The sequence below is a fragment of the Elusimicrobiota bacterium genome (assembly GCA_016218575.1).
Taxonomy (GTDB): Bacteria; Elusimicrobiota; Elusimicrobia; order UBA1565; family UBA9628; genus JACRDN01.
Genome location: JACRDN010000019.1, coordinates 467,453 through 490,748 on the forward strand (window position 1 = coordinate 467,453; position 23,296 = coordinate 490,748).

At 60.2% G+C, this 23,296-nt stretch carries 20 protein-coding genes, 1 tRNA gene, 1 pseudogene and 1 riboswitch; all 22 genes and pseudogenes read right to left on the minus strand.

Features of this window, described 5'->3' with window-relative positions:
* Positions 1–18: 18 nt before the first annotated feature.
* The 22 genes and pseudogenes from HY921_10365 to HY921_10470 all read right to left on the minus strand — a co-directional run bounded on the left by HY921_10365 (position 19) and on the right by HY921_10470 (position 23,269).
* Positions 19–90, minus strand: a tRNA-Arg gene (locus HY921_10365).
* Between the two features lie 151 nt (positions 91–241).
* The gene (locus tag HY921_10370) at positions 242–703 is read right to left on the minus strand and encodes an MOSC domain-containing protein (protein ID MBI5631272.1); all 462 of its coding nucleotides are present in this window, start codon (positions 701–703) and stop codon (positions 242–244) included.
* Positions 696–1,769, minus strand: a complete 1,074-nt coding sequence (locus HY921_10375; GenBank protein ID MBI5631273.1) for a hypothetical protein — start codon at positions 1,767–1,769, stop codon at positions 696–698. The genes HY921_10370 and HY921_10375 overlap by 8 nt, the downstream gene beginning before the upstream one ends.
* Before the next feature lie 7 nt (positions 1,770–1,776).
* Positions 1,777–2,763, minus strand: a complete 987-nt coding sequence (gene moaA / locus HY921_10380; protein ID MBI5631274.1) for a GTP 3',8-cyclase MoaA — start codon at positions 2,761–2,763, stop codon at positions 1,777–1,779.
* Complete coding sequence (locus HY921_10385) at positions 2,760–3,371, minus strand: molybdenum cofactor guanylyltransferase (protein ID MBI5631275.1); 612 nt, start codon at positions 3,369–3,371, stop codon at positions 2,760–2,762. The genes moaA and HY921_10385 overlap by 4 nt, the downstream gene beginning before the upstream one ends.
* Complete coding sequence (locus HY921_10390; GenBank protein MBI5631276.1) at positions 3,359–4,573, minus strand: molybdopterin molybdotransferase MoeA; 1,215 nt, start codon at positions 4,571–4,573, stop codon at positions 3,359–3,361. Before HY921_10390 ends, HY921_10385 begins: the two co-directional genes overlap by 13 nt.
* A complete protein-coding gene (locus HY921_10395; GenBank protein ID MBI5631277.1) occupies positions 4,560–5,063 on the minus strand; it encodes a MogA/MoaB family molybdenum cofactor biosynthesis protein in 504 nt (167 codons plus the stop codon). Before HY921_10395 ends, HY921_10390 begins: the two co-directional genes overlap by 14 nt.
* Positions 5,064–5,065: 2 nt before the next feature.
* Entirely contained in the window at positions 5,066–5,542 is a 477-nt protein-coding gene (gene moaC, locus HY921_10400; GenBank protein MBI5631278.1) for a cyclic pyranopterin monophosphate synthase MoaC, read from the minus strand.
* A gap of 42 nt (positions 5,543–5,584) precedes the next feature.
* Positions 5,585–5,727, minus strand: a riboswitch (molybdenum cofactor riboswitch).
* Positions 5,721–5,930 carry a twin-arginine translocase TatA/TatE family subunit gene (locus HY921_10405; GenBank protein MBI5631279.1) on the minus strand — a complete coding sequence of 70 codons (210 nt, stop codon included), beginning with the start codon at positions 5,928–5,930 and terminating at the stop codon, positions 5,721–5,723. It overlaps the preceding riboswitch by 7 nt.
* 4 nt (positions 5,931–5,934) lie before the next feature.
* Positions 5,935–6,972: a hypothetical protein gene (locus HY921_10410; protein MBI5631280.1), complete on the minus strand. Its 1,038-nt coding sequence runs from the start codon at positions 6,970–6,972 to the stop codon at positions 5,935–5,937.
* On the minus strand, positions 6,969–7,559 hold the full coding sequence (locus HY921_10415) for a cytochrome c (GenBank protein ID MBI5631281.1): 591 nt from the start codon (positions 7,557–7,559) through the stop codon (positions 6,969–6,971). Before HY921_10415 ends, HY921_10410 begins: the two co-directional genes overlap by 4 nt.
* A complete protein-coding gene (locus HY921_10420) occupies positions 7,556–8,083 on the minus strand; it encodes a DUF3341 domain-containing protein (protein MBI5631282.1) in 528 nt (175 codons plus the stop codon). Before HY921_10420 ends, HY921_10415 begins: the two co-directional genes overlap by 4 nt.
* Entirely contained in the window at positions 8,080–9,447 is a 1,368-nt protein-coding gene (gene nrfD, locus HY921_10425) for a polysulfide reductase NrfD (GenBank protein ID MBI5631283.1), read from the minus strand. Before nrfD ends, HY921_10420 begins: the two co-directional genes overlap by 4 nt.
* The gene (locus HY921_10430) at positions 9,440–12,472 is read right to left on the minus strand and encodes a TAT-variant-translocated molybdopterin oxidoreductase (protein ID MBI5631284.1); all 3,033 of its coding nucleotides are present in this window, start codon (positions 12,470–12,472) and stop codon (positions 9,440–9,442) included. Before HY921_10430 ends, nrfD begins: the two co-directional genes overlap by 8 nt.
* 4 nt (positions 12,473–12,476) lie before the next feature.
* The gene (locus tag HY921_10435) at positions 12,477–12,863 is read right to left on the minus strand and encodes a cytochrome c3 family protein (GenBank protein MBI5631285.1); all 387 of its coding nucleotides are present in this window, start codon (positions 12,861–12,863) and stop codon (positions 12,477–12,479) included.
* Positions 12,864–13,195: 332 nt separating this feature from the next.
* Positions 13,196–14,536 (minus strand): annotated as a pseudogene (locus HY921_10440) (NarK/NasA family nitrate transporter).
* 4 nt (positions 14,537–14,540) lie between these two features.
* Positions 14,541–15,206, minus strand: coding sequence for a respiratory nitrate reductase subunit gamma (locus HY921_10445; protein MBI5631286.1), 666 nt, complete (start codon positions 15,204–15,206; stop codon positions 14,541–14,543).
* Positions 15,207–15,235: 29 nt separating this feature from the next.
* Complete coding sequence (narJ, locus tag HY921_10450; GenBank protein MBI5631287.1) at positions 15,236–15,766, minus strand: nitrate reductase molybdenum cofactor assembly chaperone; 531 nt, start codon at positions 15,764–15,766, stop codon at positions 15,236–15,238.
* Entirely contained in the window at positions 15,763–17,253 is a 1,491-nt protein-coding gene (gene narH / locus HY921_10455) for a nitrate reductase subunit beta (GenBank protein ID MBI5631288.1), read from the minus strand. Before narH ends, narJ begins: the two co-directional genes overlap by 4 nt.
* Positions 17,254–17,281: 28 nt before the next feature.
* Entirely contained in the window at positions 17,282–20,923 is a 3,642-nt protein-coding gene (locus tag HY921_10460) for a nitrate reductase subunit alpha (GenBank protein ID MBI5631289.1), read from the minus strand.
* Positions 20,916–21,788, minus strand: coding sequence for a c-type cytochrome (locus tag HY921_10465; GenBank protein ID MBI5631290.1), 873 nt, complete (start codon positions 21,786–21,788; stop codon positions 20,916–20,918). Before HY921_10465 ends, HY921_10460 begins: the two co-directional genes overlap by 8 nt.
* Positions 21,785–23,269 (minus strand): MFS transporter, encoded by a 1,485-nt coding sequence (locus HY921_10470; GenBank protein MBI5631291.1) that lies wholly within the window; start codon positions 23,267–23,269, stop codon positions 21,785–21,787. Before HY921_10470 ends, HY921_10465 begins: the two co-directional genes overlap by 4 nt.
* Positions 23,270–23,296 lie beyond the last annotated feature (27 nt).

Consider the following 23,296-nt stretch of genomic DNA (forward strand, 5'->3'; position numbering starts at 1 on the left):
GAATGGAGCGAGGCAAATTGTCCCCAGGAGGAATCGAACCTCCATCACCGACTTAGAAGGTCGGGGCTTTATCCATTAAGCTATGGGGACCTTCGTCATAGTTTACAAAGCCTTTAAGGGACGGTCCAATTGCTCGTCGTTATAGACCCAGCTTGCGGCGCGTTTTGCCGACATCTCCCAGATGAACACGCAAGCTCCTCCGGGGCGGTAGCGTGGACAGCGCGAGGCGAGTGGACATCGATCAAACTCGGCCCTGGACGGCAGTGCGCGGGCAGTCCGTTCTAATCCTGTCTCCCGTCGCAACGGCGCCGCCGCGGATCACGCGAGCGAATATCCCTTCCTTGGGCATGACGCAATCGCCCGCCAAGTAGTAAATGGCGCAACGCGTATGACATTCCTTCCCGATCTGCGTCACCTCCAGCTCAACCTCCGGCCCTATACGGATGCGCCATCCCACCGGGAGGGCAGGCAAGTCGATTCCTTGAGTCGTAAGATTCTCTGCGAAACTGCCCACGTTCACGTTAAGTCCCTTGGCGCGCATCTTTTCGATGCTCTCCCAGGCCAGCAAGCTTACTTGCCTGTGCCAGTTGCCGGCATGAGCGTCTTTCTCTATTCCAAAATCAGCCTTGAAAATGGCTTGCCCCACGTTTTGTTTGCGTATGCCCTTTCTAGGGCTGATGCAAACCGCCAATACTTTACCCACGGTATTTTCCTCCCGCGGCTTCCGATTCGAGCGAAGCTGCCGGGACTTCAGACGGATTTCGCTCTATGGAACGCCTCCCGCCGAATCTCCGGCAGGCTTGCTCCGCAATCAGCCCGAAGCCCAAGGCGTAGGCGAGGTTCCCGGTCACAAGCCCGATGCCTCCCACAATCCCGGCCAGAAGACGTTTCTCCTTGAGACCGCGGAGAAGAAGCGCATGACAGATTCCGACGTAAATGACCATCGCCCCCAAAAGAGCCGCCGGGATTGATCCCAGTATCTTATGGGCGTGACCGGCAAAAGCGAGGGCGAGGACGACATAAAACCCTCCCATAATGATGGTCGAACCGGCGGTCCGGGCTCCGAAGCGGTAGTGCGCTGTCAATCCTCCGGAGCCATGGCAGACCGGCAGCCCTCCTAATGCGCCCATCATCAGGTTGGCCAAGCCTAGGGAGATGGAAAGACTCGTCGGGGTCGCTCGATGAGCCTTTTCGGAGAAATAGGCATGGGCTACGTCGGAAACGGCGAATACGGCGTTGCCCAGGGTCAGGGGTAGCTGGGGCAGAACCAATAGCCACAGAACAGAAATGGCCCCGAACAAGTTCAACGGCGAGGCCGGCAAGCCGGTTGAGACGACATGAGGAGGGCCTGAGGCTATCAGTTTGAGACCGACTTTCACCAGCATCAGCCCTATGCCAAGCTGAATCCCCTTGATGATGGGTTGCGTGAAATACCGGGACAACCATTCGATCCTTCCGGTAAACGCCAGACCCAGCAGCAGGACTCCCATCCAGAGCCCCGCTGCCGCCAGCATGGGCATTCCCAGTCCATTGGCGATGGCGATGGCGCCCATCGCTTTGAGCGGCTGCACTGGAATCGGGAGGCGGAAATAGAGCGAAGATCCTATGTAGACCATGCCGACCAATATCAAGGAGCGCGCGGGAGGCATGCCGTTCAATGCGACGAGGGCGAGGTAGATTGGGACGAAGGTTCCCATATCTCCAAGCGCCCCCAGCCATTCCCAAAAGTTGAAGCGGATGGGCAAGAGATCCTCTTTCATGGCTGTCATCCGTGTCTCATCCTCCGATCTGGCACATGAACCTCGGATTAGCCGACAAGGCATCAGCTCTTTCCAGCATGGAATGTTTTTCGGGTTTCTTCCGGATGACCTCCGCGAGAAGGCGCCGTATCTCCCTTCGATCGGCTTTACTTCGCACAAGTGTCCGGAAGTCCGCTCCCTCGGACCCGTCCAAGCATGGCATCAAGACTCCCTTGGCCGTCAGGCGCATACGGTTGCAGGAAGAGCAGAATCCACAGCTTAAAGCGCTGACGAATCCAACGGTTCCTTTTCCACCGGGGCGCTTGTAGTAGCGAGCCGGGCCGTGGCCGATGGGCCAATCTTCCCGGGGCAAGGGCGTCAAAGGGGCCGCTCTCTCCATCATCTCGGGAAGCGGCAGCCAATTCCTCTTGGAGAAGAAACCGGTTTCTCCCATCGGCATAAGCTCGATGAAACGCACATGAAGCGGGGCGGTTTCGGTCAGCTTCGCGAAAGCGCCTATCTCGTCGTCATTCAATCCCTTGGCCACGACCACGTTGACTTTGACCGGCGCAAGCCCGGCGGAAAGGGCCGCATCAATGCCGGTCAGGACGTCTTGAAGTTTGCCGAAACGGGTGATCCGGCTGAATTTGTCGGAATTTAGGGAATCCATGCTGATGTTGACCCTTTTAAGACCGGCCCGGGCAAGCTCCGCGGCGAATTTGTGAAGGAGCACCCCGTTGGTGCTCAGGGATATATCCGAGACCCCGTCAATTCTTGAAAGCCTCCCGATCAACTCCGGGATTCCAGGCCGCACCAGAGGCTCTCCGCCGGTAATGCGGATTTTGGACGTACCCATCTCCGCAAAGCACGAAACGAGCTGCGCGATCTCATCGGCGCTTAAAATATCCTCCGAGGCCGCGAAGTCGGAATAGAACTCCGGCAGGCAATAGGCGCAACGCAGATTGCAGCGGTCAGTGACCGACAGGCGGAGGTAATCAATCCTGCGGCCGAAGGAATCGATCAACATGGCTGCTCCCGCCTCGCCCTTTCATATTCATGCCTGGTGTCGAGGTCCACAAAAGAAAGGCCTGTCGGATCAGCCGATCTGACCTCTGGTTCCAAATAGAAGCGAGTGCGGACGATGCTAAAAAGCTCCTGAATCTTGAGCCGTTGGTCTTTGATCAGGCATTCCATGACCCCGCGGCATTTCTTGGAGTAGATTCCGCACAATGGCTGAGGCTTCTCGCGCCAAACAGGAATGACGGCGTCATAACCTCGGCCTGCGTCCCAAAGGTCTTTCACAAGTTTCGGTTGCAGAAAAGGCATGTCGCAGGCGCAGACGAACACATGCTCGGTCTCAGCGTGGGACAAACCGGACCAAATCCCGCCCATAGAGTGCGGCTCTGAAATCATGTCTTTGACAACCCGAACATTTGTCTTGCCCCAAAATTGGAATGATTCCGGTTTTTTCACTACAACAAGGTTGGACGGAAACATGCCTGAGATAATTTCGACCACGCTCTCCACCATGGTTTTACCGTTCCATGCCGCCAATGCCTTATCGGAACCAAACCGGCGGCTTTCGCCGCCCGCCAGCACCACGCCCGTAATCTCTTTCATCATTTCAGCCATCTAAAAACCAGCGTGTCTCCTTGCTTAACGCGGCTCACGCCGAGGGGAGCGATCGCCAGCGCATTGGCCTTGCATGCCATCCCAAGCATGGCGGAGCCTTGCGGCCGGATGATTTGAAGTTTGTAGCCGTTCTCCTCCCGCTCGGCTTGGCAAAACAGGTACTGCTGTCTGTCCTTGGGCTTGGGATAATCGTTGGCCGCCCGGCCGCTCAGGTGATAGCTGGGATATCCCGGAGCGTGGCCTTGCAGTTTCTCCAGGGCGGGGCGGACGAATTCCTCAAGGCAAACCATCGCCGAGACGGGATTGCCCGGTAGGCCGAAAACGAGCTTCCTGTTCCAGAGCCCGAACAGAAGAGGCTTGCCTGGTTTGATCGCGGCCTTCCAGAAGACGACCTTCAACCCCAGCTCTTCCAACAATATCTTGGTATAGTCAAAATCCCCCACCGAAACGCCGCCACTGACCAGCAGCACGTCCGACCTGATCGAAGAGGCCTCTAGAGCTTTTCGCATGAGGACGGGATCATCCTTGACGATGCCGTGGGGCTGTACGGCGGCTTCCCAGCGCGCAAGCGCCGCGGCCAGGGCCGGGCCATTGGAGTTTCGGATCTTCCCAGGAGTCAGGCTTTCGGCGACATCCATAAGCTCGTCACCGGTCGCTAAAATGGAAATACGCGGTTTCTTGACTACAAATAGATGATCTATTCCCTGGGCGGCCAGGAGAGCCACTTCGTAAGGGCGAATCCTGATTCCTTTAGTCAAGATTAAGACTCCCGCGCGAATATCCTCGCCATGACATCGAATGTGATCCCCGGACTCCGGAGCCTGAAGGATGCTTACCTGCCCATTCTCCTCAGGTCTCGTCACTTCCTTCATAACCACGGCATCCGCGCCCTTCGGGATCGGCGCTCCGGTCATGATCTTGACCGCTTCCCCTGGCTGGACCTCATATTGAGCTAGAGTACCCGCCCGGACGGTTTCTTTGATGGTGAGAAGGGCCGGATTCTGCCGCGAAGCGTGGGAACAATCCAGGAGCCTCACCGCAAATCCGTCCATCGCTGAATTGTCAAAAGGAGGAAGGTCTTCTTTAGAATAAATATCCTCCGCAAGAACCCGGCCCACGGAATCCGCCAATGGCACGGACTCCGCGGAAAGCCGGGCGGTATTTTCAAGGATCAGTCTCAGCGCTTCTTCAGGCGTGATCATGGTGAGTCTCCAGTTCGGGATGCTCGGCCCCGGCCAGAGTGGCCAGGGCATGTGGAATGAGGTCTAAAATCGCTGATAGAGAATCAAGGGTTCCTTTAGGACTCCCCGGCAGGTTGATGATAAGAGTTTGTTTTCTAGAGCCGGCCAGAGCTCTGGAGAGAATCGCCATGGGCGAAGTCCTGAGCCCTTGGGATCGCATGAATTCCGAAAATCCCGGCAGCTCTTTATTCAAGACCTTTCTCGTGGCTTCAGGGGTGACGTCTCTCGGAGACAGTCCCGTGCCCCCCGTGGTCAGGATGAGAGAGACCCCATCTCGGTCGCACCACTCCAGGAGGGTTTTCTCAATTTGCGGCTCTTCATCAGGAACAACCCGCGATTGAATTACCTGCCAATCCCGACGCTCCACCGCTCTCCGGAGGCTAGGGCCGCTCTCATCCGCGCGGAGTCCCTGCGAGCAGCGATCGCTGACGGTGAGAATCCCGACGGTGATCTTCACCTGGCGCTCCTCACAAAGTGTCCTGATCGCCCGCCTTCTTTCTCCTTCAGATAGATGGGGCCGATCGTCATCTTCTTGTCGGCGGCCTTGGCCATATCGTAAATCGTCAAGCAAGCCACGCTCACGGCCGTCAACGCTTCCATCTCCACGCCGGTTCTGCCTTGCGATGAGACTTGAGCCTGAACACATATACGATCCGCTTTCAGCTTGAGGGTTAGCTCCACAGAATCAAGGGCCAGGGTATGGCAAAGAGGAACAAGCTCATCGACCCGTTTCGCCGCCATGATTCCGGCGATCTTGGCGACCGCCATGACATCGCCCTTGGGGACTTTCCGGTCTCTTATCTGCCGAAGAACTCCGGGGCTCATTCGGATCTCGCCGTAAGCAATCGCCTTCCGACTGCTCACGGGCTTTGACCCAACGTCAACCATGCGGGCATTCCCTTCGGAGTCCAAATGGGTCAATGCCTTCATAAAATAAAACGCCAGCTCCACAATACAATGGAACCAGCGCGCCTAAATTTCATTCATTCTCCTTTCTGAACTTGAGAGGTCAGCTCCTTTCGAAACTGGCCCTGTTTCCCCGATCTTTCGGGATTGGCCCTGCGTCCATATCCTATTTGGGAATTAGGAACGCGGGCTCGGAGTCCGCCTAAGAACCTATACCTTGTTTTCCTCGGGGTAATTTCTTAACCTCGTTTTTAGTCGTCTCAACATCTTGGGATGCTTCTTTAAGCCCATCCTTGAAGGCTTTGACGGACTGTCCTAGGGCCCTTGCGGTTTCCGGAATCCGCTTGGCTCCAAACAAAAGCAACCCGACGGCCAAGATCACGGCTAATTCCCCGAACCCCATGTCGAACATTCATTCACCTCTGCGATTTCATTTCCCGCAACAAGAGCGATCCAGCCGCGCCGATCGTTCCCAAAAAGACAAGCGCTTCCCAAGGCGCGAACGAAGCGCCGGCTCCGGCGAAGCGCGGCATGGCGACGATGTATAGATCCAGCCAGTGGCCCGCGAGAATCGCCAAACTCACTCTAAAAAGCACCCTGCCGTCGCGCTTGGTCCATTCCGGCAGAAGAACCAAGAAGGGCGCGAACCAATTCAAGCCGACGCTCGTCATCGAGAGGACCGCCCAGCCGCCGGTATGACGCCGTAAGAAGAAGCTGGTCTCTTCGGGATTGTTCGTGTACCAGATCAGCATGTACTGGCAATACCAGATGTAGGCCCAGAACATGCTGAAGCCGAAGATCAACTTGCCAAGGTCATGGAGTTCCGCTCCGGAAAGAGCGTCGGCACCGTTGTCCGAGTCCCCCATGAGGAAAGCCGCCGCGGCCAAAGCGGCCAAGGCGCCAAGAAAAAGCCCTGAAAAGACGTAGACGCCGAACATCGTACTCGACCAGCGAGGCTCCAGCGCCATCAGCCAGTCGAAGGAGGCCAGAGAAACGGTAACGCCGAACGTAACGAGGAAAGCCGCGGCCGAGGCCGTGCCCCGAATCATCCGCAACAGAAAGCCCCAGACCGTAAGGTAAACCATGGCGCGGGCAAGAAGAAAAGACGGCGCAAGCCATATCTTCTGAGCTTCAGGAATGATGCTTGGCGGGCCCGCCTGGACCCAGTCGTAAAGTTCTCCTCGGCCAAACCAGAGCGCGGCCATCACGACCAACGCGACCGGCCAGTAGCATCGCGTCATGGCCTCGGCGATTGGACGAAGGCGCGAACTCCATCTGGCGCCCGTTACATGCTGGATCGCAAGAAATACGCCCGCTCCCAGACAGAGAGTTACCGGATAGAGCCCCGCGACAAGCAGGGTCGGAAACAACTTCTCCGGCGCTCGCCAAGCGCCGAAGGCCAACGCGGCCGCGCCCAGCGCTGCGGCCACCGCGAGCGCATTACGCAGCCTCACGGGGTTTTCTCCTTGACTTTCGCCGAGCGCTGGAGCGAACGGACGAAGAGGATCGCCTTCCAGCGGTCGTCGCGATCCACCTGCGAGGCATAGGGCGGCATGTTTCCCTGACCATAAGTGATGATGTGGAAGAGCCGGCCGTCGGGAATGGCAATAGTTTTGTCGCCCAACAGCGAGGGAGGCGCGGGCACGCCTCTCTTGGTGACCGGGCCGTCGCCGAGGCCGGCGGCGCCGTGGCACGGCAAGCAATACGCCGCGTAGACCCGGCCGCCGCTGGCGACAAGGTCTTGCGAGGGTTTCAGCGGAGAAAGCAGTTCGCGCCCGGCTCGCGCGGCGCCCTCGCGCGTCGGCGGGTAGGCAATAGGCAGATAGCCGCGCGCGATCGTTCCCCGCGCGGAGACTCCCGTAGAACGCTTATCCGCGATGGGCAGAAATTCGCGTTGAGACTCGAAGGTGAGAGCGTCCTCCATCTGAGGAATCCAGCGGTAGTTCCTGCGCGTTCGGTCCGGCCGCGAGACCCCGATGGCCGTCCATATGCCTAGCAAAACGACAATCAAAGCTATATCGAGTCTCGTGAGCCGTTTCATGGCGCGTTTTCCAAGAAATCTCGGGTCTCGACAACGCGGTAGCGCCGGCAAACCGAGAGGACCTCCTCTTCGTCAAAGGCCGTGTTGGTCTTGACCAAGACCAACACGAAGCGGTCATTGGTTGCGCCCAGGTCGGGCACCGATGGTCGCCGCCCCGGAAGCAATCGCTGACCCACGAGCAGGGTCGCGACGGTACCCAAACCGGCGCACAGCACCGTGAACTCGAAGCCGACCGGGACGAACATCTGCCAGAAGAAGAAAGGCTTGCCGCCGATGTTGATGGGCCAGTCGATCGCCGCGACCCAAGATTGAAACGAGAGCGCAGCCACCAGCGCCGGAGCGCCGAAGAGAAAACACGCCCAGCCGAGGCGTGATGGCTTGATGCCCATTGCCTCATCAAGCCCATGGACCGGAAACGGCACATAGGCATCGTGGATTGTCCAGCCGCGGCGCCGCGCCTCTCTCACGGTGTCAAGCAAGTCACTCGCCGAAGAGAACGAGGCGATGAAGAACGTTCGGCTCATGCTGCCCCGCCTCCGTGGCCGTGGTGTTCGGGCTGGAGTATGCCTTTGACCTCGGCCATCGCAATCGCGGGCAGGAAGCGGCAGAAAAGAAGAAATAAAGTGAAAAACAGTCCGAAGGTGCCCATGAAGGTCGCCACCTCGATCGATGTCGGCCGGTACGCGGCCCAGCTCGACGGCAGGAAGTCCCGGTGCAGAGAAGTCACGATGATGACGAAACGCTCGAACCACATCCCCACGTTGATGAGCAAGGAGGCGACAAACACGAGCCAGGTCTTTCGCCGGAGATTGCTGAACCAGAAAATCTGCGGCGTGATCACATTGCAAGTCACCATCGTCCAATAGGTCCATGCCATGGGACCGGCGCGACGGTTTACGAACGCGAAGCGCTCGTACGGGTTTCCCGCATACCAAGACATGAAGTACTCGGTCGAGTAAGCGAGACCGACCATGCAGCTGACGGCGAGGATGATCCGGCACATGACGTCGAGATGGCGGTCGGTGATGTAGTCCTCCAATGCCATGACCTTGCGCGCGATGATCATCAGCGTCAGCACCATCGACATCCCTGAAAAAATGGCTCCGGCGACGAAATAGGGCGGGAATATGGTCGCGTGCCAGCCCGGGATGACCGAGGTGGCGAAATCGAAGCTCACGATCGTATGCACGGAGATGACCAGAGGCGTGGCCAGGCCGGCCAAGAGCAGATAGGCTTTCTCGTATTGAGACCAGACGCGCGCCGAGCCGTCCCAGCCGAGGCTTAACGCCGCCAGCGCGGCGCGCCGGCGCCCACTCGTCGCGCGGTCGCGCAGGGTAGCCAGGTCTGGAATAAGGCCGACGTACCAAAAGACTGCCGAAATGGTGAAGTACGTGCTGATCGCGAAGACATCCCAAAGAAGCGGCGAGGCGAAGCTCACCCAGAGCGACCCCCGCGTGTTGGGATAGGGAAGAACCCAGTAGGCAAACCACGGCCGCCCCATATGCAGCAGCGGGAAAATGCCCGCGCACATCACGGCGAAGAGCGTCATCGCCTCGGCCGACCGGTTGACCGACGTGCGCCATTTCTGGCGGAAGAGGAAGAGTATCGCCGAAATCAGAGTCCCCGCATGACCAATGCCGATCCAAAAGACGAAATTAGTGATGTCGAAGGCCCAGCCGACGGTGCGGTTGAGCCCCCAGGTCCCGATCCCGTTCCACAGCGTATAGGACATGGCGGCCGCGCCGACGGCGAACGCCGCAAGGGATGCCGAGAAGCACGCGTACCACAGCCCGGTGGGGGCATGCTCCATGGGCGCGGCGATGTCTCGCGTCACTTGCGCCGCGCTCTTTTGACCGTCGATCCAGACCTCTGCCGTAATCTCAGCCATCCTCCGGCCTCCCTCCATCTGCGGCGCGGTTGCGAACCTTGACCAAGTAGCCTATTGATGGCTGGACATTGAGATCGGCGAGAACACGGTAATGCCGCGGGTCTTTTCGAAAGCGAGAAATCTGGCTCTTCGGGTCGTTGAGGTCTCCGAACACGATCGCCTGCGCCGGGCATGATTGCGCGCAGGCGGGGCGTATGTCGCCATCTTGCAGCGGTCTCCCCTGACGCTTGGCCTCGAATTTCCCTTCCTGGATGCGCTGTACGCAGAATGAGCACTTCTCCATGACGCCGCGCATGCGTACGGTTACGTCCGGATTGAGCGCCAGGTTGGACAGTCGGCCTTCCTTCTGGTACTGGAACCAGTTGAAGCGGCGGACCTTGTAGGGGCAATTGTTCTCGCAATAGCGGGTCCCCACACAGCGGTTGTAAACCTGCTGGTTGAGGCCCTCGCTGGAATGCATCGTCGCGAGCACGGGACAAACGGTCTCGCAGGGAGCGTTGCCGCAGTGCTGGCACATCATCGGCTGGAAAACGACGTCCGTATCATGACCGCGGTCGGCGTAGTAGCGGTCGATGCGCAGCCACGCCATGTCGCGGCGGCGGCCGACCTCGTCCTTGCCGACGACGGGCACGTTGTTTTCGGCTTGGCAGGCGATCACGCAGGCCGAGCAACCCGTGCACGAGCCCAGATCGATGGCCATGCCCCATCGGTGGCCTTCGTAGGCGTGCTCAGGCCAAAGGCTCTCCTCTTTCCTTTCGGGCTCATTGCCGGATGCCGGGTGCTTGCGGTAATCCTCGAGCGTCGTCTCGCGCACGATCGGCCGCGTTTCGCCTGGGAACGCGGCCAAACGCGCGGGCATTTGAAGGGAATGGTAGGCCTGGGTGCAAGCCAAGGCTCGAGACGCGCCCGTCTTGACCACCGAGACATCGCCGGCCACTTCGGAGATCGCGCCATCGTCCCAATCGAGAAGGAGGGAGGCGTTCATGCCAACGCGCTCCCCTACGGCCACCGTGGGCTTGCCCTCGAGCCAATTGGGACCGATGTCCGTGAAGCGTTCGGTTCCCTTTCGGCCGTAGCCGAGAGCCACCGCCACCGTGCCATCGTGCTGCCCCGGTTGGACGTGCGCTGGAAGCTGGATCGACCGACCGCCGGCGCCCACGATCTTGACCACGTCGCCTTCCGTCACCCCGAGGTTCTTGGCGCCTGCCGGGGAGATCGACGCGTAATTATCCCAGACGATCTTCGTGATCGGATCGGGAAGTTCCTGTAGCCATGGATTTTGCGCATGACGACCATCCATCATGCCTACCTTCGCGTAGACCACGAGCGACATCTTCTCGGAGCTGCGCGCTGACGAAGCGGCGCTGAGAGCTTCCGGCCGAAAAACGCCGGCATTCTGCTTCGCAGGCTCGATCTCGGCAAAGCCGTCATGCACGGTCTTGTTCCAGAATTCCTCGAAAGAGGCAAAACCCCGCCGGCGCGGGAAAATTCCTAGGCGCCAGTGCTCCTTGATCAGCTCAAGCGACTCTTTGCGTTCGCCCATCCAAGCCGAAAGGCTTTCCAACGCGGGACGCGTGAGACCCATCGGCGCGATTGAGGGCTGGGCCACAGCCACAAGACCAGAGACGGGCTCCAGATCTCCCCAGGCCTCGAATTGATTGTGCTCCGGACAAACGAAGCGCGCCATTGCCGCCGTCTCATCGAGATGGTCGGTGAAACTCACGACAAGCGGTGTCTTTCCCAGAGCCATTTCCCATGCTTCGGGCGCCGGAAGCTCTGCCAGCGGATTGCCGTCCAGCACGAAAAGCGCGTCAACGCGGCCCTGAGCCAGCTCGTCGAGCAGAGCCTTAACCGCTTTATCGTCGCCTTGCTTCTGATATGACGGATGCTCAAGGTCGAGGGTCTTGCCGTAATTGCCCAGCGCCTGGTTGGCCAGCGCCGCGAAGAGCTGCGCGGACACGCTGTTTTGTCCGCAGACTACGAGACTTCTTCCGCGAGCCGTCCAAAGCTCATCGGCAAAACCCCTGAGCGCCCCGGCATCGAGAGATATCGGCGGCAGGTTGATATTCGGCACTGAAATCCCCGCCCTGCCGGCGAGCATCAGCGCCATCCTCGCCAGGGCGGCCGTAATCTCACGCGGCCCTAAGACGACGCGAGCGTCGGCGTTGGCTCCGGTGAGCGAAAGGCGAGACTCGAACTGGATGTGGCGCGCTACCTTCGCCTGGTTGCCGTCAATCGCGCGTCCGGAGCGATAACCCGCGGAATATTCAACGGGTGATATCCACGTCCCGAGGAAGTCGGCATCGAAGCTTGCGATGACGCCGGCCCGGTCGAAGCGCGGGCGGGGCAAAACACGGACCCCGAAGGCGCTCTCATGGGCATCGAGCATCGCGGAGCATGACAGGGGATCATAGACGACCAGGCGTCCGCCGTCGAATCGGTCGAGGAACCGTCCTATAACCGCCTTTTTCGTGGGACTTAGGATCGTTCGCGACAGGATTCTCACCCGGCCGCCTTTGCGCCTGATTTCATCTAGCTCCTGGCCGATCCGTCGGTCGACTGTCTCCCAGGAGGCCGTCCGACCGGCGATCAGCGGCCCTCTGAGGCGGCGATCGTCGTAGAGCTCCAGAACCGAGGCTTGACCGACGGCGCAGAGACCTCCCAAAGATAATGGATGCTCGGGATTGCCCTCGAGCTTCAACGGGCGCGCGTCGCGCGTCTTGACGAGCGTCGCGCAGCCCACGCTGCAGCCGAGACAGGAGGACGCGTACCAGTAAGCCCGCCCCGGAACGATTTCCTCGGGCTGGGATAGGTAGGAGATCACTTTGTTCATTGGCCCGCGCCCGCAAGCCGAGAGAAGCACGCCGCCGATCGAGAAGCCAGCGGCTTTAAGGAACGTGCGCCTATCAATGTTCACGGTGGAAGTCGACGCCTCTCCCGATACCTCGGGAAATTCCGGCCCAGGGGGAGGCGAGTTCTTCGCGTCACGTTCTTCTAGGCTGCGCCAATATCTCTTGTCGGCCATAAGATCAATAGTGGCACCTTGAGCAGTCGGTGGCGGCATGGTGAGGCTTTGTGAGCGAGGAATCAGCCACCTCCGCCTTGCGATGGCAGTTGACGCACCAGCCCATCGTCAGCTCGCCGAACTGCCGTACACGTTCCATGCTTTGCACGGGGCCGTGGCAAGCCTGGCACCGCACTCCGGCATTGACGTGGGGACGATGGTCGAAGTAGACGAAGTCCGGCAGGTTGTGGACCCGATTCCATACGACAGGAGCCGCCGTTAGGCTTAGGTCCGGCTTTAGATCGTCATTAAGACCCAAGGCGCGGTATATCTTGCGGATTTCGGGCGAGACGAGTCGGCGAGATCCGCGGTTCTCCCTCTCGGAATCCGCTGCTTCCTGCCGAATCTGCATGAAAGGGGCGGCTACTGTCTTATGGCAGTTCATGCAGAGACTCATCGATGGAACACCTGCGTTGCGGCTTTTCCGGACACCGGAATGGCAGTAAAGGCACGATATCTCCAGCTCACCGGCATGCAGTCTATGCGAGAACGCGATCGGTTGCGCGGGTTCATAACCTTGGTCCACGCCGGGGAGGCGAAACTCGAAAGCCACAGGAATCAAGACTATGACGCTCAGCGTAATCGCTGCCAGCAGAAAGATCGTCAGCGGTCTGCCTTTCAGCATGAGGGCCAAGTCGCCTTCGCCTTATCCCACCATGTGCCGCCCCACGCGCCGAAATCGTAGCGCTCGGAAGCAGCCCGCGTGTAATACCACCAGTTGACGCACGTGGCGACGGCATAAAAGGCCGCGGCGCACCAGAAAAATGCGATCGCCGAACCCGTGTGTGTGATCGATTTCCCGATCAAAGACGAGAAGACAAACGGCCCGTAGGCGGCCCAAGCCCCCGTCCAGCCCAGAACTTGAGCTCCCTGCCGAGGAGAGAACGCGAAAATGATCGGGTACTGCCGGAATGTGCCGAAGTTGCCGATGCCGGCCATCAGGAATATCCACAGCATCACGCCGAGAAAATAGGGGAATGAGGACAGGGAAGTCGGCGTCAAAAGCCCGCCAAGAATCAGCGCGAGACATCCCGCGATAAGTCCGAATCCCGAAACTTGGGTCCAGACACTGCCTCCCCAGCGGTCGCTCAAGGGTCCTCCGAGAAAGCGGATGGACGAGCCGACCAGAGGGCCCAGAAAGGCGTATTTCAGCGCATCAGGAGCCCCTGGGAATCCTCCGTAGATCTTGCCGATCATGAGAGGAAACGCCGCCGATAGTCCGGAGAAGGAGCCGAAGGTCATGAAGTAAGTAATGACGCAAAACCATGTGTGCTTGTCCTTCATGATGTCCAACTGCTGGCGGATCGACGCCTTGACCGGCACGCTGCGCAGATAAACCGCGCAGAGGATACCAGCGAGGATGAGGATTGGCATATAGCAGAAGGCGGCGTTCTGAAGCCAGAGGTTCTTGACCACGGCGCCTTTTGTGAATGCCTGCGGGCCACCGGCGATGGCTCCGAACGCCCCAAAGCCGACGATCCAGGGCGTAACGAACTGCACTAGGCTGACCCCGAAGTTTCCGATGCCGGCCTGAATGCCCATCGCCGTGCCCTGCAAACGTTTTGGAAAGAAAAGGCTTGAGGACGGCATGAAGGAAGAAAAGTCCCCGCCGCCAAATCCGCATAGAAAGTAGATGGCCATGAACGTGGCGAAGGACGTGCCTGGATTTCCCGGACCCGGGACGTTCTGGATTGCGTAGAAGAGCCATGCCATGGGAATGATCTTGATGAACGTCGCCGTTGAAATGGTGGCTCGCGTTCCAAAAATGGGAATGAGGAAGGAATGGATCAGCCTGAGTGTGCCCCCAGCCAAGCCGGGGATCGCCGCCAGCCAGAAGAGCTGCATCGTGCTGAACTTAAACCCCACCCCCGGCATTCGGACAACCAGGGCGCTCGGCACGAACCACGTCGCAAAGGAGAAAATGAGCGAGAAGGTCGTGAGGATCAGCGTCCGCCAGGCGACAATGCGCCCCTCGGCCAGCCAAAACTCGGAATTCTCAGGCTCCCACTTCGTCAACCATGTCATGGAATCATCTCCTTGGAATGCCGGTCCGCGGCCGGGTCCAGCGGACAACCTGAGGCCTGCGCCAGAGATAAGGGATAGGCATGACGAGCGCATGGACCAATCTCGTGAAGGGCGCCACCGCTACGATCGTAAACGCACCCACGATGTGGAGCTTGACTTCGATCGGCATCGGCGACACATAAGCCAGATCGGGAGCAAGCTTGAGGATCGACCACAGATACGGCGTCAACGACGCCGCAAACCAAGAGGTTCCCCAAGGCCTGAAAATAGCGATGTACGTCCCGAGGCCGATTTGAGCCAGCAGAAGACCGAGCAAGAACCAGTCAGCTTTCGTCGTAACGACTCTCAATGAGGAATGAGAGTGCCGCCTCGCGATCAGATTCGCCAAGCCTACCAGAGCCAAGAGCGCGAACATGAAACCTGTCGCTTCAAGGAGATAAAGCCTCGCCGGCACGGCATTCCACAGAAGAACGGTCCGCGGGAAGGCGAAGGCCGCGAAATGCATGCTCAGCACGATCCCGAGTCCGTAATGGAACGGCACGGCCCCCCAGAAGTGATGCCGGTTCTCAAGGAACTGGGAGGAGAGGCTCGAGTAAGTAAACGGCTGCCGAAAGTACCGTCGAATCGATTCGATGGCGAAGCTCGCCAGCGCCAGGTATGGGAACGCCACAAACAGCAGTGCATCGAGATAGGACGGCGTCATCGCGCTCCTCCCGCGGCTGCAAAGCGAGTCTCAATTAGCAGTTCAACGGCGCGAAGGACGGCGTCGTAGGCAGCTCCCTGCGAGGCCAGCCGCATCTTGGCCAAGGCCGGAAGCACCTTGTCCTGCGCTAATTGCCATCCTGCGGCTGGCTCCAGGCGCGCAAGCACCTCCAAGACGTGCCGCAAATGGTCCGGCAACTCCGAGTCTTCGGCGATGGCGAGGCGTCGCATGAAACCCCGCATCTCGACGAGGAAGGCGCCGCGCTTGTAATCCTCCCCGTAGAGGTGCCAGCCGATCTCTAGCGCGCAAGAGGGGTTCAGATCGAAGGTCTGGACGAAGGCCTCCTCCAGTTCGGCCTGCGAATGATCCTGAGCAAACCCGGCGAAGGGCTCGAGCGCCGCGGCCGCCTCCAGCGACTCGGCAACGGCGGACTTCCGGGCGCGCGCGATCGCGGACATTAGGTCGCCTTTGGGATATTCCAGGAGAACCGCGATATGCGTCAGGACATCGGCCGGGGTCGTCTTCATGCTCCCCTCTTGGGCCCTTGGACGAACCCGAAACCGACCGCCCCTTTGTGCTCCTGGGGGTCCTCGAGCATCTCGATGGCCATCTCGCGATGGGCTGGCGGGATAACGAATCGGTCCTCGAAGGTGCAGAGCGCGGTCAGCTTGAAGATTGCCTCGGCCTCCTCTGTCGTGCAGTCGGCCTCGCACAACATCCGGTCGGCCGTCGCGCGGTCGAGGTCTCCGACCGTGACCGCCCGCCGATGCGCGCGCACGGCCATCTGCTTCTTGAGCGCATAGCGCACCTTTCCTGAGTGGCCGGCGCCAAAAAGCCTGGCCAGATACTCCAAAGGCGCGCGCGCGTTGTCGACCTCATGGAAAAGCGACTCGGTCTCGTTCTTGAGGACGCCCGACGCCTTCGATGAAAGAACGGGCGAAAGCGGCGGCACATAGAAGAGCATCGGCAAGGTCCGGTACTCGATGTGCGGCGCAAGCGCGATCTTCCAGACCTTGACGAACTGGTACACGGGCGATTTCTGCGCCGCTTCGATGACGGACTCGTGGATGCCGCCGCGACGCGCCGCCTCAAGAACGAGGGGATCGAAGGGGTCGAGGATCATCGAACGTTGGGCCTCGATGAGCTCTTCGTCGGCCTTCCGGGCGGTCTCTTCGATACGATCGGCGTCGTAAAGCAGGACGCCCAAATAGCGGATGCGCCCCACGCATGAATGAAAACAGGCCGGAGCCTGGCCGGTCTCGAGACGCGGGAAACAAAGGATGCACTTCTCGGACTTGCCCGTTTGCCAGTTATAGAAGGTCTTCTTGTAGGGGCAGGCCGCGATGCAGGCGCGCCAGCCGCGGCAGCGGGCCTGGTCGATCAGCACGATGCCGTCTTCACCGCGCTTGTGCAGCGCTCCGGACGGGCAGGCGGCCACACAGCCGGCGTTGAGACAGTGGTTGCAGATGCGCGGAAGGTAGAACATCACCAGCCGCTCGACCGCGAAGAGTTGGCGGCGCTGCTCGGGGCTTAGCGCCGCCAGGTTCGGGTCGTTGGCCGCGTAGACAGGCGAGCCTCCAAGATCGTCGTCCCAGTTGGGTCCGGCCTCGATGTTGATCGGCTCCCCGGTCACCATCGACAGCGGGCGGGCCGTGGGCTGGTCGTCTCCTTCCGGCGCGTTGAAGAGGTTTTGATAGTCGTAGGTCCAGGGCTCGTAGTAGTCGTCCATCGTCGGCTGCGCCGGATGATGGAAGATGTCCGTCAAGGATTTGGATTTGCTCGTCGATTTGAGCTGCGGCTTTCCGTCGCAAAGCTCCCAACCGCCACGGTATTTCTCCTGGTCTTCCCATCGCGTGGGAAAGCCCGTCCCCGGCTTGGTTTCGACGTTGTTCCACCACATGTATTCGGAGCCCTTGCGGTCGGTCCAGATATTCTTGCAGGCGACGCTGCAGGTATGGCAGCCGATGCACTTGTCGAGATGGAACACCATGGATATCTGCGCGCGCACGTCCATCAGGAAGCCCTCCTAGCCGTCTTCATCGCTACCACCGCAGCTCCGGCAGCTTGCGCACCAGCACATGGGTATCCCGATTGCAGCCGATGGGCCCCCAATAGTTGAAGTGAAACGTGAACTGCCCGTAACCACCGGCCATCAGGTTGGGCTTGAGGCGCGTGCGCGTGAGGCTATTGTGGCCTCCGGCGCGGCGCCAGCCGCGAAGCGGCGACTTCGGAACCGAATACGTCCGCTCCGGGGAGTGGTAGATGATGCATATCCCGCGCGGAATGCGGGCGCTCACCGCCGCGCGCGTAACGACGACGCCGTGGTCGTTGTGCACCTCGACCCAGTCGTTGTCCTTGACGTCGATCTCCTCGGCGTCATTTTCGTTGATCCAAAAGGGTTCCACGCCGCGCGAAAGAGTTGTCATGCGCTGGTTGTCGCCGTACGTCGAGTGAATGTGCCACTTCCCGTGGGGCGTGAGGTAGTTGAGCATCTTCGTCTTGCCGGCCTCTTTACTGAATCGCAGGTCCCCGTACTGCACCGAGCCGGGTTTAGGCTTATAGGTCGGCAGATGCTCTCCGAACTGCAAATAGATCGGGTGGTCGAGATAGAGATGCTGACGGCCCGTCAGCGTGCGCCAAGGCACGAGGTGCTCACGGTTGTAGGTGAATGGGGCGTAAGCCCTTCCACCCGTCACCAACCCGGACCACATCGGGCTGTTGACGAAGCGTCGCGGCTGGGCCTGCAAGTCCTTGAAGGTCGTTCGAACATTGCGATCGCCTTCGGCCAATTGGGTCAGGCGCAGGCCGGTTTTTTCCTCCATGTTCTTATAGGAACGATAGGACAGCTCCCCGTTTGTCACCGTCGCGAGGTTGAGAATCACGTTGCAGACTTGGGCGCCCTCCCTCAGCGAGGGATAGGTCTTGCCTGCCCAGGCCACCGCGGGATGGGTCTCGAGCATCTTGTCGTAGAAGTCATCGATGGCATAGGAGGTCCCATGCGCGCCGAGTCCCTTATCGCGCGCCAGCCGCCCGAATGAGACGAACTGGTTGTAGAGATTCTTATAGTCGCGCGTGACGATTGCGATCCCCGGCATCGTTTTGCCGGGGATCGCCTCAACCTCGCCGCGCGACCAATCCTTGGGAGAGGCCTGCGCGATCTCGGCGGCGGTGTCATGCGCCAGCGGGGTCACGACCACGTCCTTGACCGGCTCGGGGAAGTGGCGCACAGCGAGTTCCGAGAACTTCTTTGCGATTGCCTTGAAGATGTCCCAGTCGCTCTTCGACTCCCAGGACGGGGGAACGGCCTCCGCGAGTGGATGAATGAAGCTGTGCATGTCGGTCGAGTTGAGATCGTTCTTCTCGTACCACGTCGCCGCGGGCAAAACGATGTCCGAATAGAGCGCCGAGGTATCCATGCGGAAATTCAGATCGACGACAAGATCGAGCTTCCCGGTGGGCGCCTTGTCGCTCCAACTGACTTCGCTCGTGGAGCCCTCGGCCAGCTCCTCGGCAATCGCGTTATTGTGTGTCCCAAGGTAATGCTTAAGGAAATACTCGTGTCCCTTGCTGCTCGACATGAGCGCGTTGCCGCGCCAGATATACCAGACGCGCGGCCAATTGGCCTCGGCGTCGGGTTCCTCCACCGAGAATCGCAGATGCTTGGCCTTGAGTTCGTCTGTAACATGCCGAACGATCTCGGCGTCATCCTTGGCTCCTCCGGCGAGGGCCTCGCGCGCGACCTCGAGCGGGCTTTTGTTGAACTGCGGATAGAACGGAAGCCATCCGCACTTGACCGCGCGGACCTGCATGTCCATCGTGTGGCCCTTGGCGAGCGAGTCCGGGCCGCCGTTCGACGGAACCGAATGGTAGTCCGTGAAATGCTTCTCGTAGCGCCACTGGTCCGAATGAACGTAGTGCCAGCTCGGCGCGTTTTGCAGGCGCGACGCGCCATACCAGTCCTTGCCGAAAGCGATCGCGCTCCACGGCTCCATCGGCGCGAGTTTCTCCTGGCCGACGTAGTGGGCCAGTCCGCCGCCGTTAACCCCGACGCAGCCGGTGAGAACGAGAGCGTGGATGCCGGCTCGGTACATGAGGTTGGCGTGATACCAGTGGTTGATGCCGGCGCCGATGATGATCGTGCACTTTCCGCCGGTACGCTCGGCGGTCACCGCCCATTCACGCGCGAACTTAATGAGAGTGTCCCGGCTCAAGCCCGTGTACTTCTCGCTCCATGCCGGCGTATAGGGGGCGCTCTCGTCGCCGTAATCTTTCGGATACTCCCCCCCCAACCCGCGACCCACGCCGTACTGCGCCATCATGAGATCGTAGACGGTCGTCACGGCGATCTTGCCGGTCCCCGTGTCGAGGTAACGCACGGGCACCTCGCGCCGGACGCTCTGTCCCTCGCCGAAGTCGTCGAAACGGACCGGGACGGCTCCCTCGCGCGCTTTGAGGAAAGTCAGCCGAGGCTTGATCTCAGACCCGTCGAGGCCGTCCTTGAGCAACAGATTCCACTTGCCTTTCTCCTTGCCCCAACGAAAGCCCACGCTGCCCATGGGCATCTTGGGCCTGTCGGACGCGTCGTCCCAGATTAGGAATTTCCATTCGCCGTTCTCGATCCCGGCGTAGCTCTGGAGCCGGCCGGCCCGCACGAGTTGACCCGCCTCGTAGCCTCCCTCCGAATTCGGGATCAGCTCGACGAGAAATGGAGCGTCGGTGAAGCGAGCCGTATAATCTAAAAAGAAGGGGGTTTGCTTCTCGTGATGGAATTCGTTGAGGAGCACATGGTTGACCGCCATCCACCACGCGCCGTCCTGGCCGGCATTGACGGCCATCCATTCATCCGCGTATTTGGCGACCTGGTTGAAGTCGGGTGAGAAGACGATCATCTTCGTGCCGTTGTGCCGCGCCTCGGCCGCGAAATGACAGTCGGGGGTACGCGTCATGTTGAGGTTTGAGCCCATGACGGCAAGGAGCTTGGCATTGAACCAGTCGGCGGATTCATTAACGTCTGTCTGCTCGCCCCAAGTCTCGGGCGAGGCGCTGGGCAGATCGCAATACCAGTCATAGAAGGAGAGCGATATCCCGCCCATGAGCTGGAGCATGCGAGCGCCGGCAGCGTAGCTTACCATCGACATTGCCGGGATCGGCGAGAAGCCGGCGATCCGATCGGGGCCATGCTTCTTGATCGTGTAGATGTTGGCCGCCGCCATGATCTCAAGCACGGTGTCCCAGTCGGCTCGCCTAAACCCTCCCTTGCCGCGCGCGCGTTGCCAGCGTCGGCGCGCTTCGGGATTCTCGATTAAACTCTTCCAGGCCTCGACCGGGTCCTCGGCTCTAGCGCGAGCTTCTTTCCAGAGGTCGAGCAGGGCGCCGCGGATGTAGGGGTACTTCACGCGCAGCGGGCTATACAGGTACCACGAGTAGGAGATTCCTCGCTGGCAACCGCGCGGCTCGTACGGGGGCAGGCTCGACTCAAGCAAGGGGTAATCAAGGCCCTGCATCTCCCAGGTCACGATGCCGTCTTTCACGTGTATGTTCCACGTGCAGCCGCCCGTGCAGTTGACCCCATGGGTGCTGCGCACGACTTTGTCGTGCTGCCAACGGTTGCGATAGAACTCTTCCCACGAGCGCAACTCGGGCTTCGTCTCGTCCTTGATCCAGGGGTTGTGGCCGTCAGACATTGGCATCCTCCGCAGAGTCCGTCTTGTTGACCATTGCTCGCCTGACCGAGCGCAAGCGGTCACCCCACCTCGAGTCCAATACGACGAATAGGGCCGCAGCGCCCAGCAGACCGATGACTAGGAAAGAGAGCCGAGCAATGGAGTCCGCGGGCCTCCCGCGCTGTGCCGCATCCTTCAGATAGGCGACCAGCGGCAGAATCTCTTGAGGGTTGAGGGCCCGCCCCGCGAACAAGGGCTTCATCATCGGGGAGCCAGGGCTCACCAGCCAGGCGGCTGAGGCTTTTTCCCCGCCTAGGCGCGAGAAGGCCAGAGTCAGGTCCGGGCCAAGGAAGCCTCCGCCAAGCCAGCTCATGCCCCCGACCGAGTGGCAAGAGATGCAGGACGGCCCGCCGTTCTTAAGCCGAGATTTTCCAAGAAAGAGCGCTTCGCCGTCCGCGACGTCGCTGGGCAAGAGCGGCCTGTTAATGAGTTGGGAACCCGCGAAGCGAGACTTCGGCAAGGCCGATTCCGCGTCAATGAGCTCGAGGAATTCCTCAATGCGCTGAGTCGTCATCCCCGCGATCGCGGGCATGATGACGTTATTGTGGGTCTTGTAGAGTTCCGTGACGGTCGGGTCTCCGGACTCAAGCATCCTGCTGGGATCGCTGATGAAGCGTTCGAGCCACTCCCGGCTGCGGCGCTTGCTCACATCCTTGAGGTCGGGGCCCGTCAGGCGTCCCCCGCCTATGGTGTGGCAGCTCGTGCAATTCTGCGCGAAGTCGGCGGGGTCGGCCTTGGCCCAGGCGATATCCGCCCGCGCGAGAACTCCGGCGGAGGCAACAACCGCCGCTATGCCGACGCGGGCCAGCGCCTGACTCCGGTTCAAGGGGTCGCCCTCGAAACTTGCCGTTCTCTGACGATCTCATGGTCGACACTGGAGAGATGATATTCCTCGGCGAAGGCGCCCGCCGGCTCCCGAAGGAAGATCATGCAGAACACGAAAGTCGCGGCGGCCGTCGCGGCGATAAAGAAGAAGAAGCGGTTCGGACTCATGAAGGTCAGGGCCGTCAGATAGATCGTGGCGCCGACGTTCCCGTAGGCGCCGACGTAGCCCGAAATCTGGCCGGTCAGCCGCCTCTTGATCATGGGGACGATGGCATAGGTTGTTCCGCAGCCTCCCGTCACAAAGACCGCCGCGGCCAAGGTCACCAAGACAGCCAGGGTCAAGGGCCAAGAAGGGCCGATGAAACCCATCAGGCCCATCGTAACCGTAACCCCGGCTAAGTACGCAAGCATGGCCCAACGCCGCGAGGGGACGCGGTCCGAGATGAAGCCGCCCAACGCCCGCGAGAAGAAGTTCAAGATGGCGAAGGTCGAACCGATAAGACCCGCCAGTTGGGGACTCAAACCGAAAGTTTTCTGGAAAAATGCCGGCAACATCGAGATCACACCAAGCTCGACGCCGAAGGTCGCGACGTAACAGGCGCAGAGGCAAGCGACATCGGTGAATCGGTAGCGGTCGTCCTCCGGCACGCCTCTTCCAAGCAACGGCGTATTGACCCTGAAGAGTTGGACGATCTGGTATACGGTCACCGCGCCTATGGCTGTGTAGGCTGCGGCCGCCGTTCCCGTTCCCATGAACCCAAGCCCGTGGATGCGCCAAACCAGGATTGCCAACACTCCAACCACCGGGATAGTCCAGACGACCGCATTGACTAGATCGCCCCAGGTGCTGACCTCGATGGCCTCGGCCTTCCTCGGGCGATGGTGGACGGAGCCGGGCGGGCCGTCGGTGACGGCAAACCAATAGTAGATGCCGTAGGCGAACATGACAAGACCGCTGATGGCGGTGGCCCACCGCCAACTGCCAAGGAAGTTGAGGGCCAAAAGAGGCAGCGTGATCGCCGCGATGGAGGAACCCCAATTGCCCAGTCCCGCTTCGACGCCTTGGGCAAATCCGGCGTCACGGGGCTTGAACCACAGCGAGGTCATGTGGATGCCGACGACGAAGCCGGTTCCCACCATGCTCAAGAGAAGCCGCGCTACCAGCATCTGCGTGTAGGTCGTGCCGAAGGCGAAGAGCAAGCACGGAAAGGCCATAGTCGTCATGACCAAGGTGAACGTTCGCCGCGGCCCCAGCCGATCGGAGATCATCCCGATGAGCAGGCGGCTGGGAACCGTCAGCGCGACGTTGCAGATCGCCAGGAGGTTCAACTGCTGCAGGGTGAAGCCCGTGTCCTTGACGATCGTCGTGACGAGCGGCGCCATGTTGAACCACACATAGAACGTCAGGAAAAATGCAAACCATGTCTTGTGGAGGGCCAGGATGTCCGCCCTCCCGAAGTCGAACAGATCCATCCAGCTCATTCTAGCGCCGGTTTTTTTACTCATCTC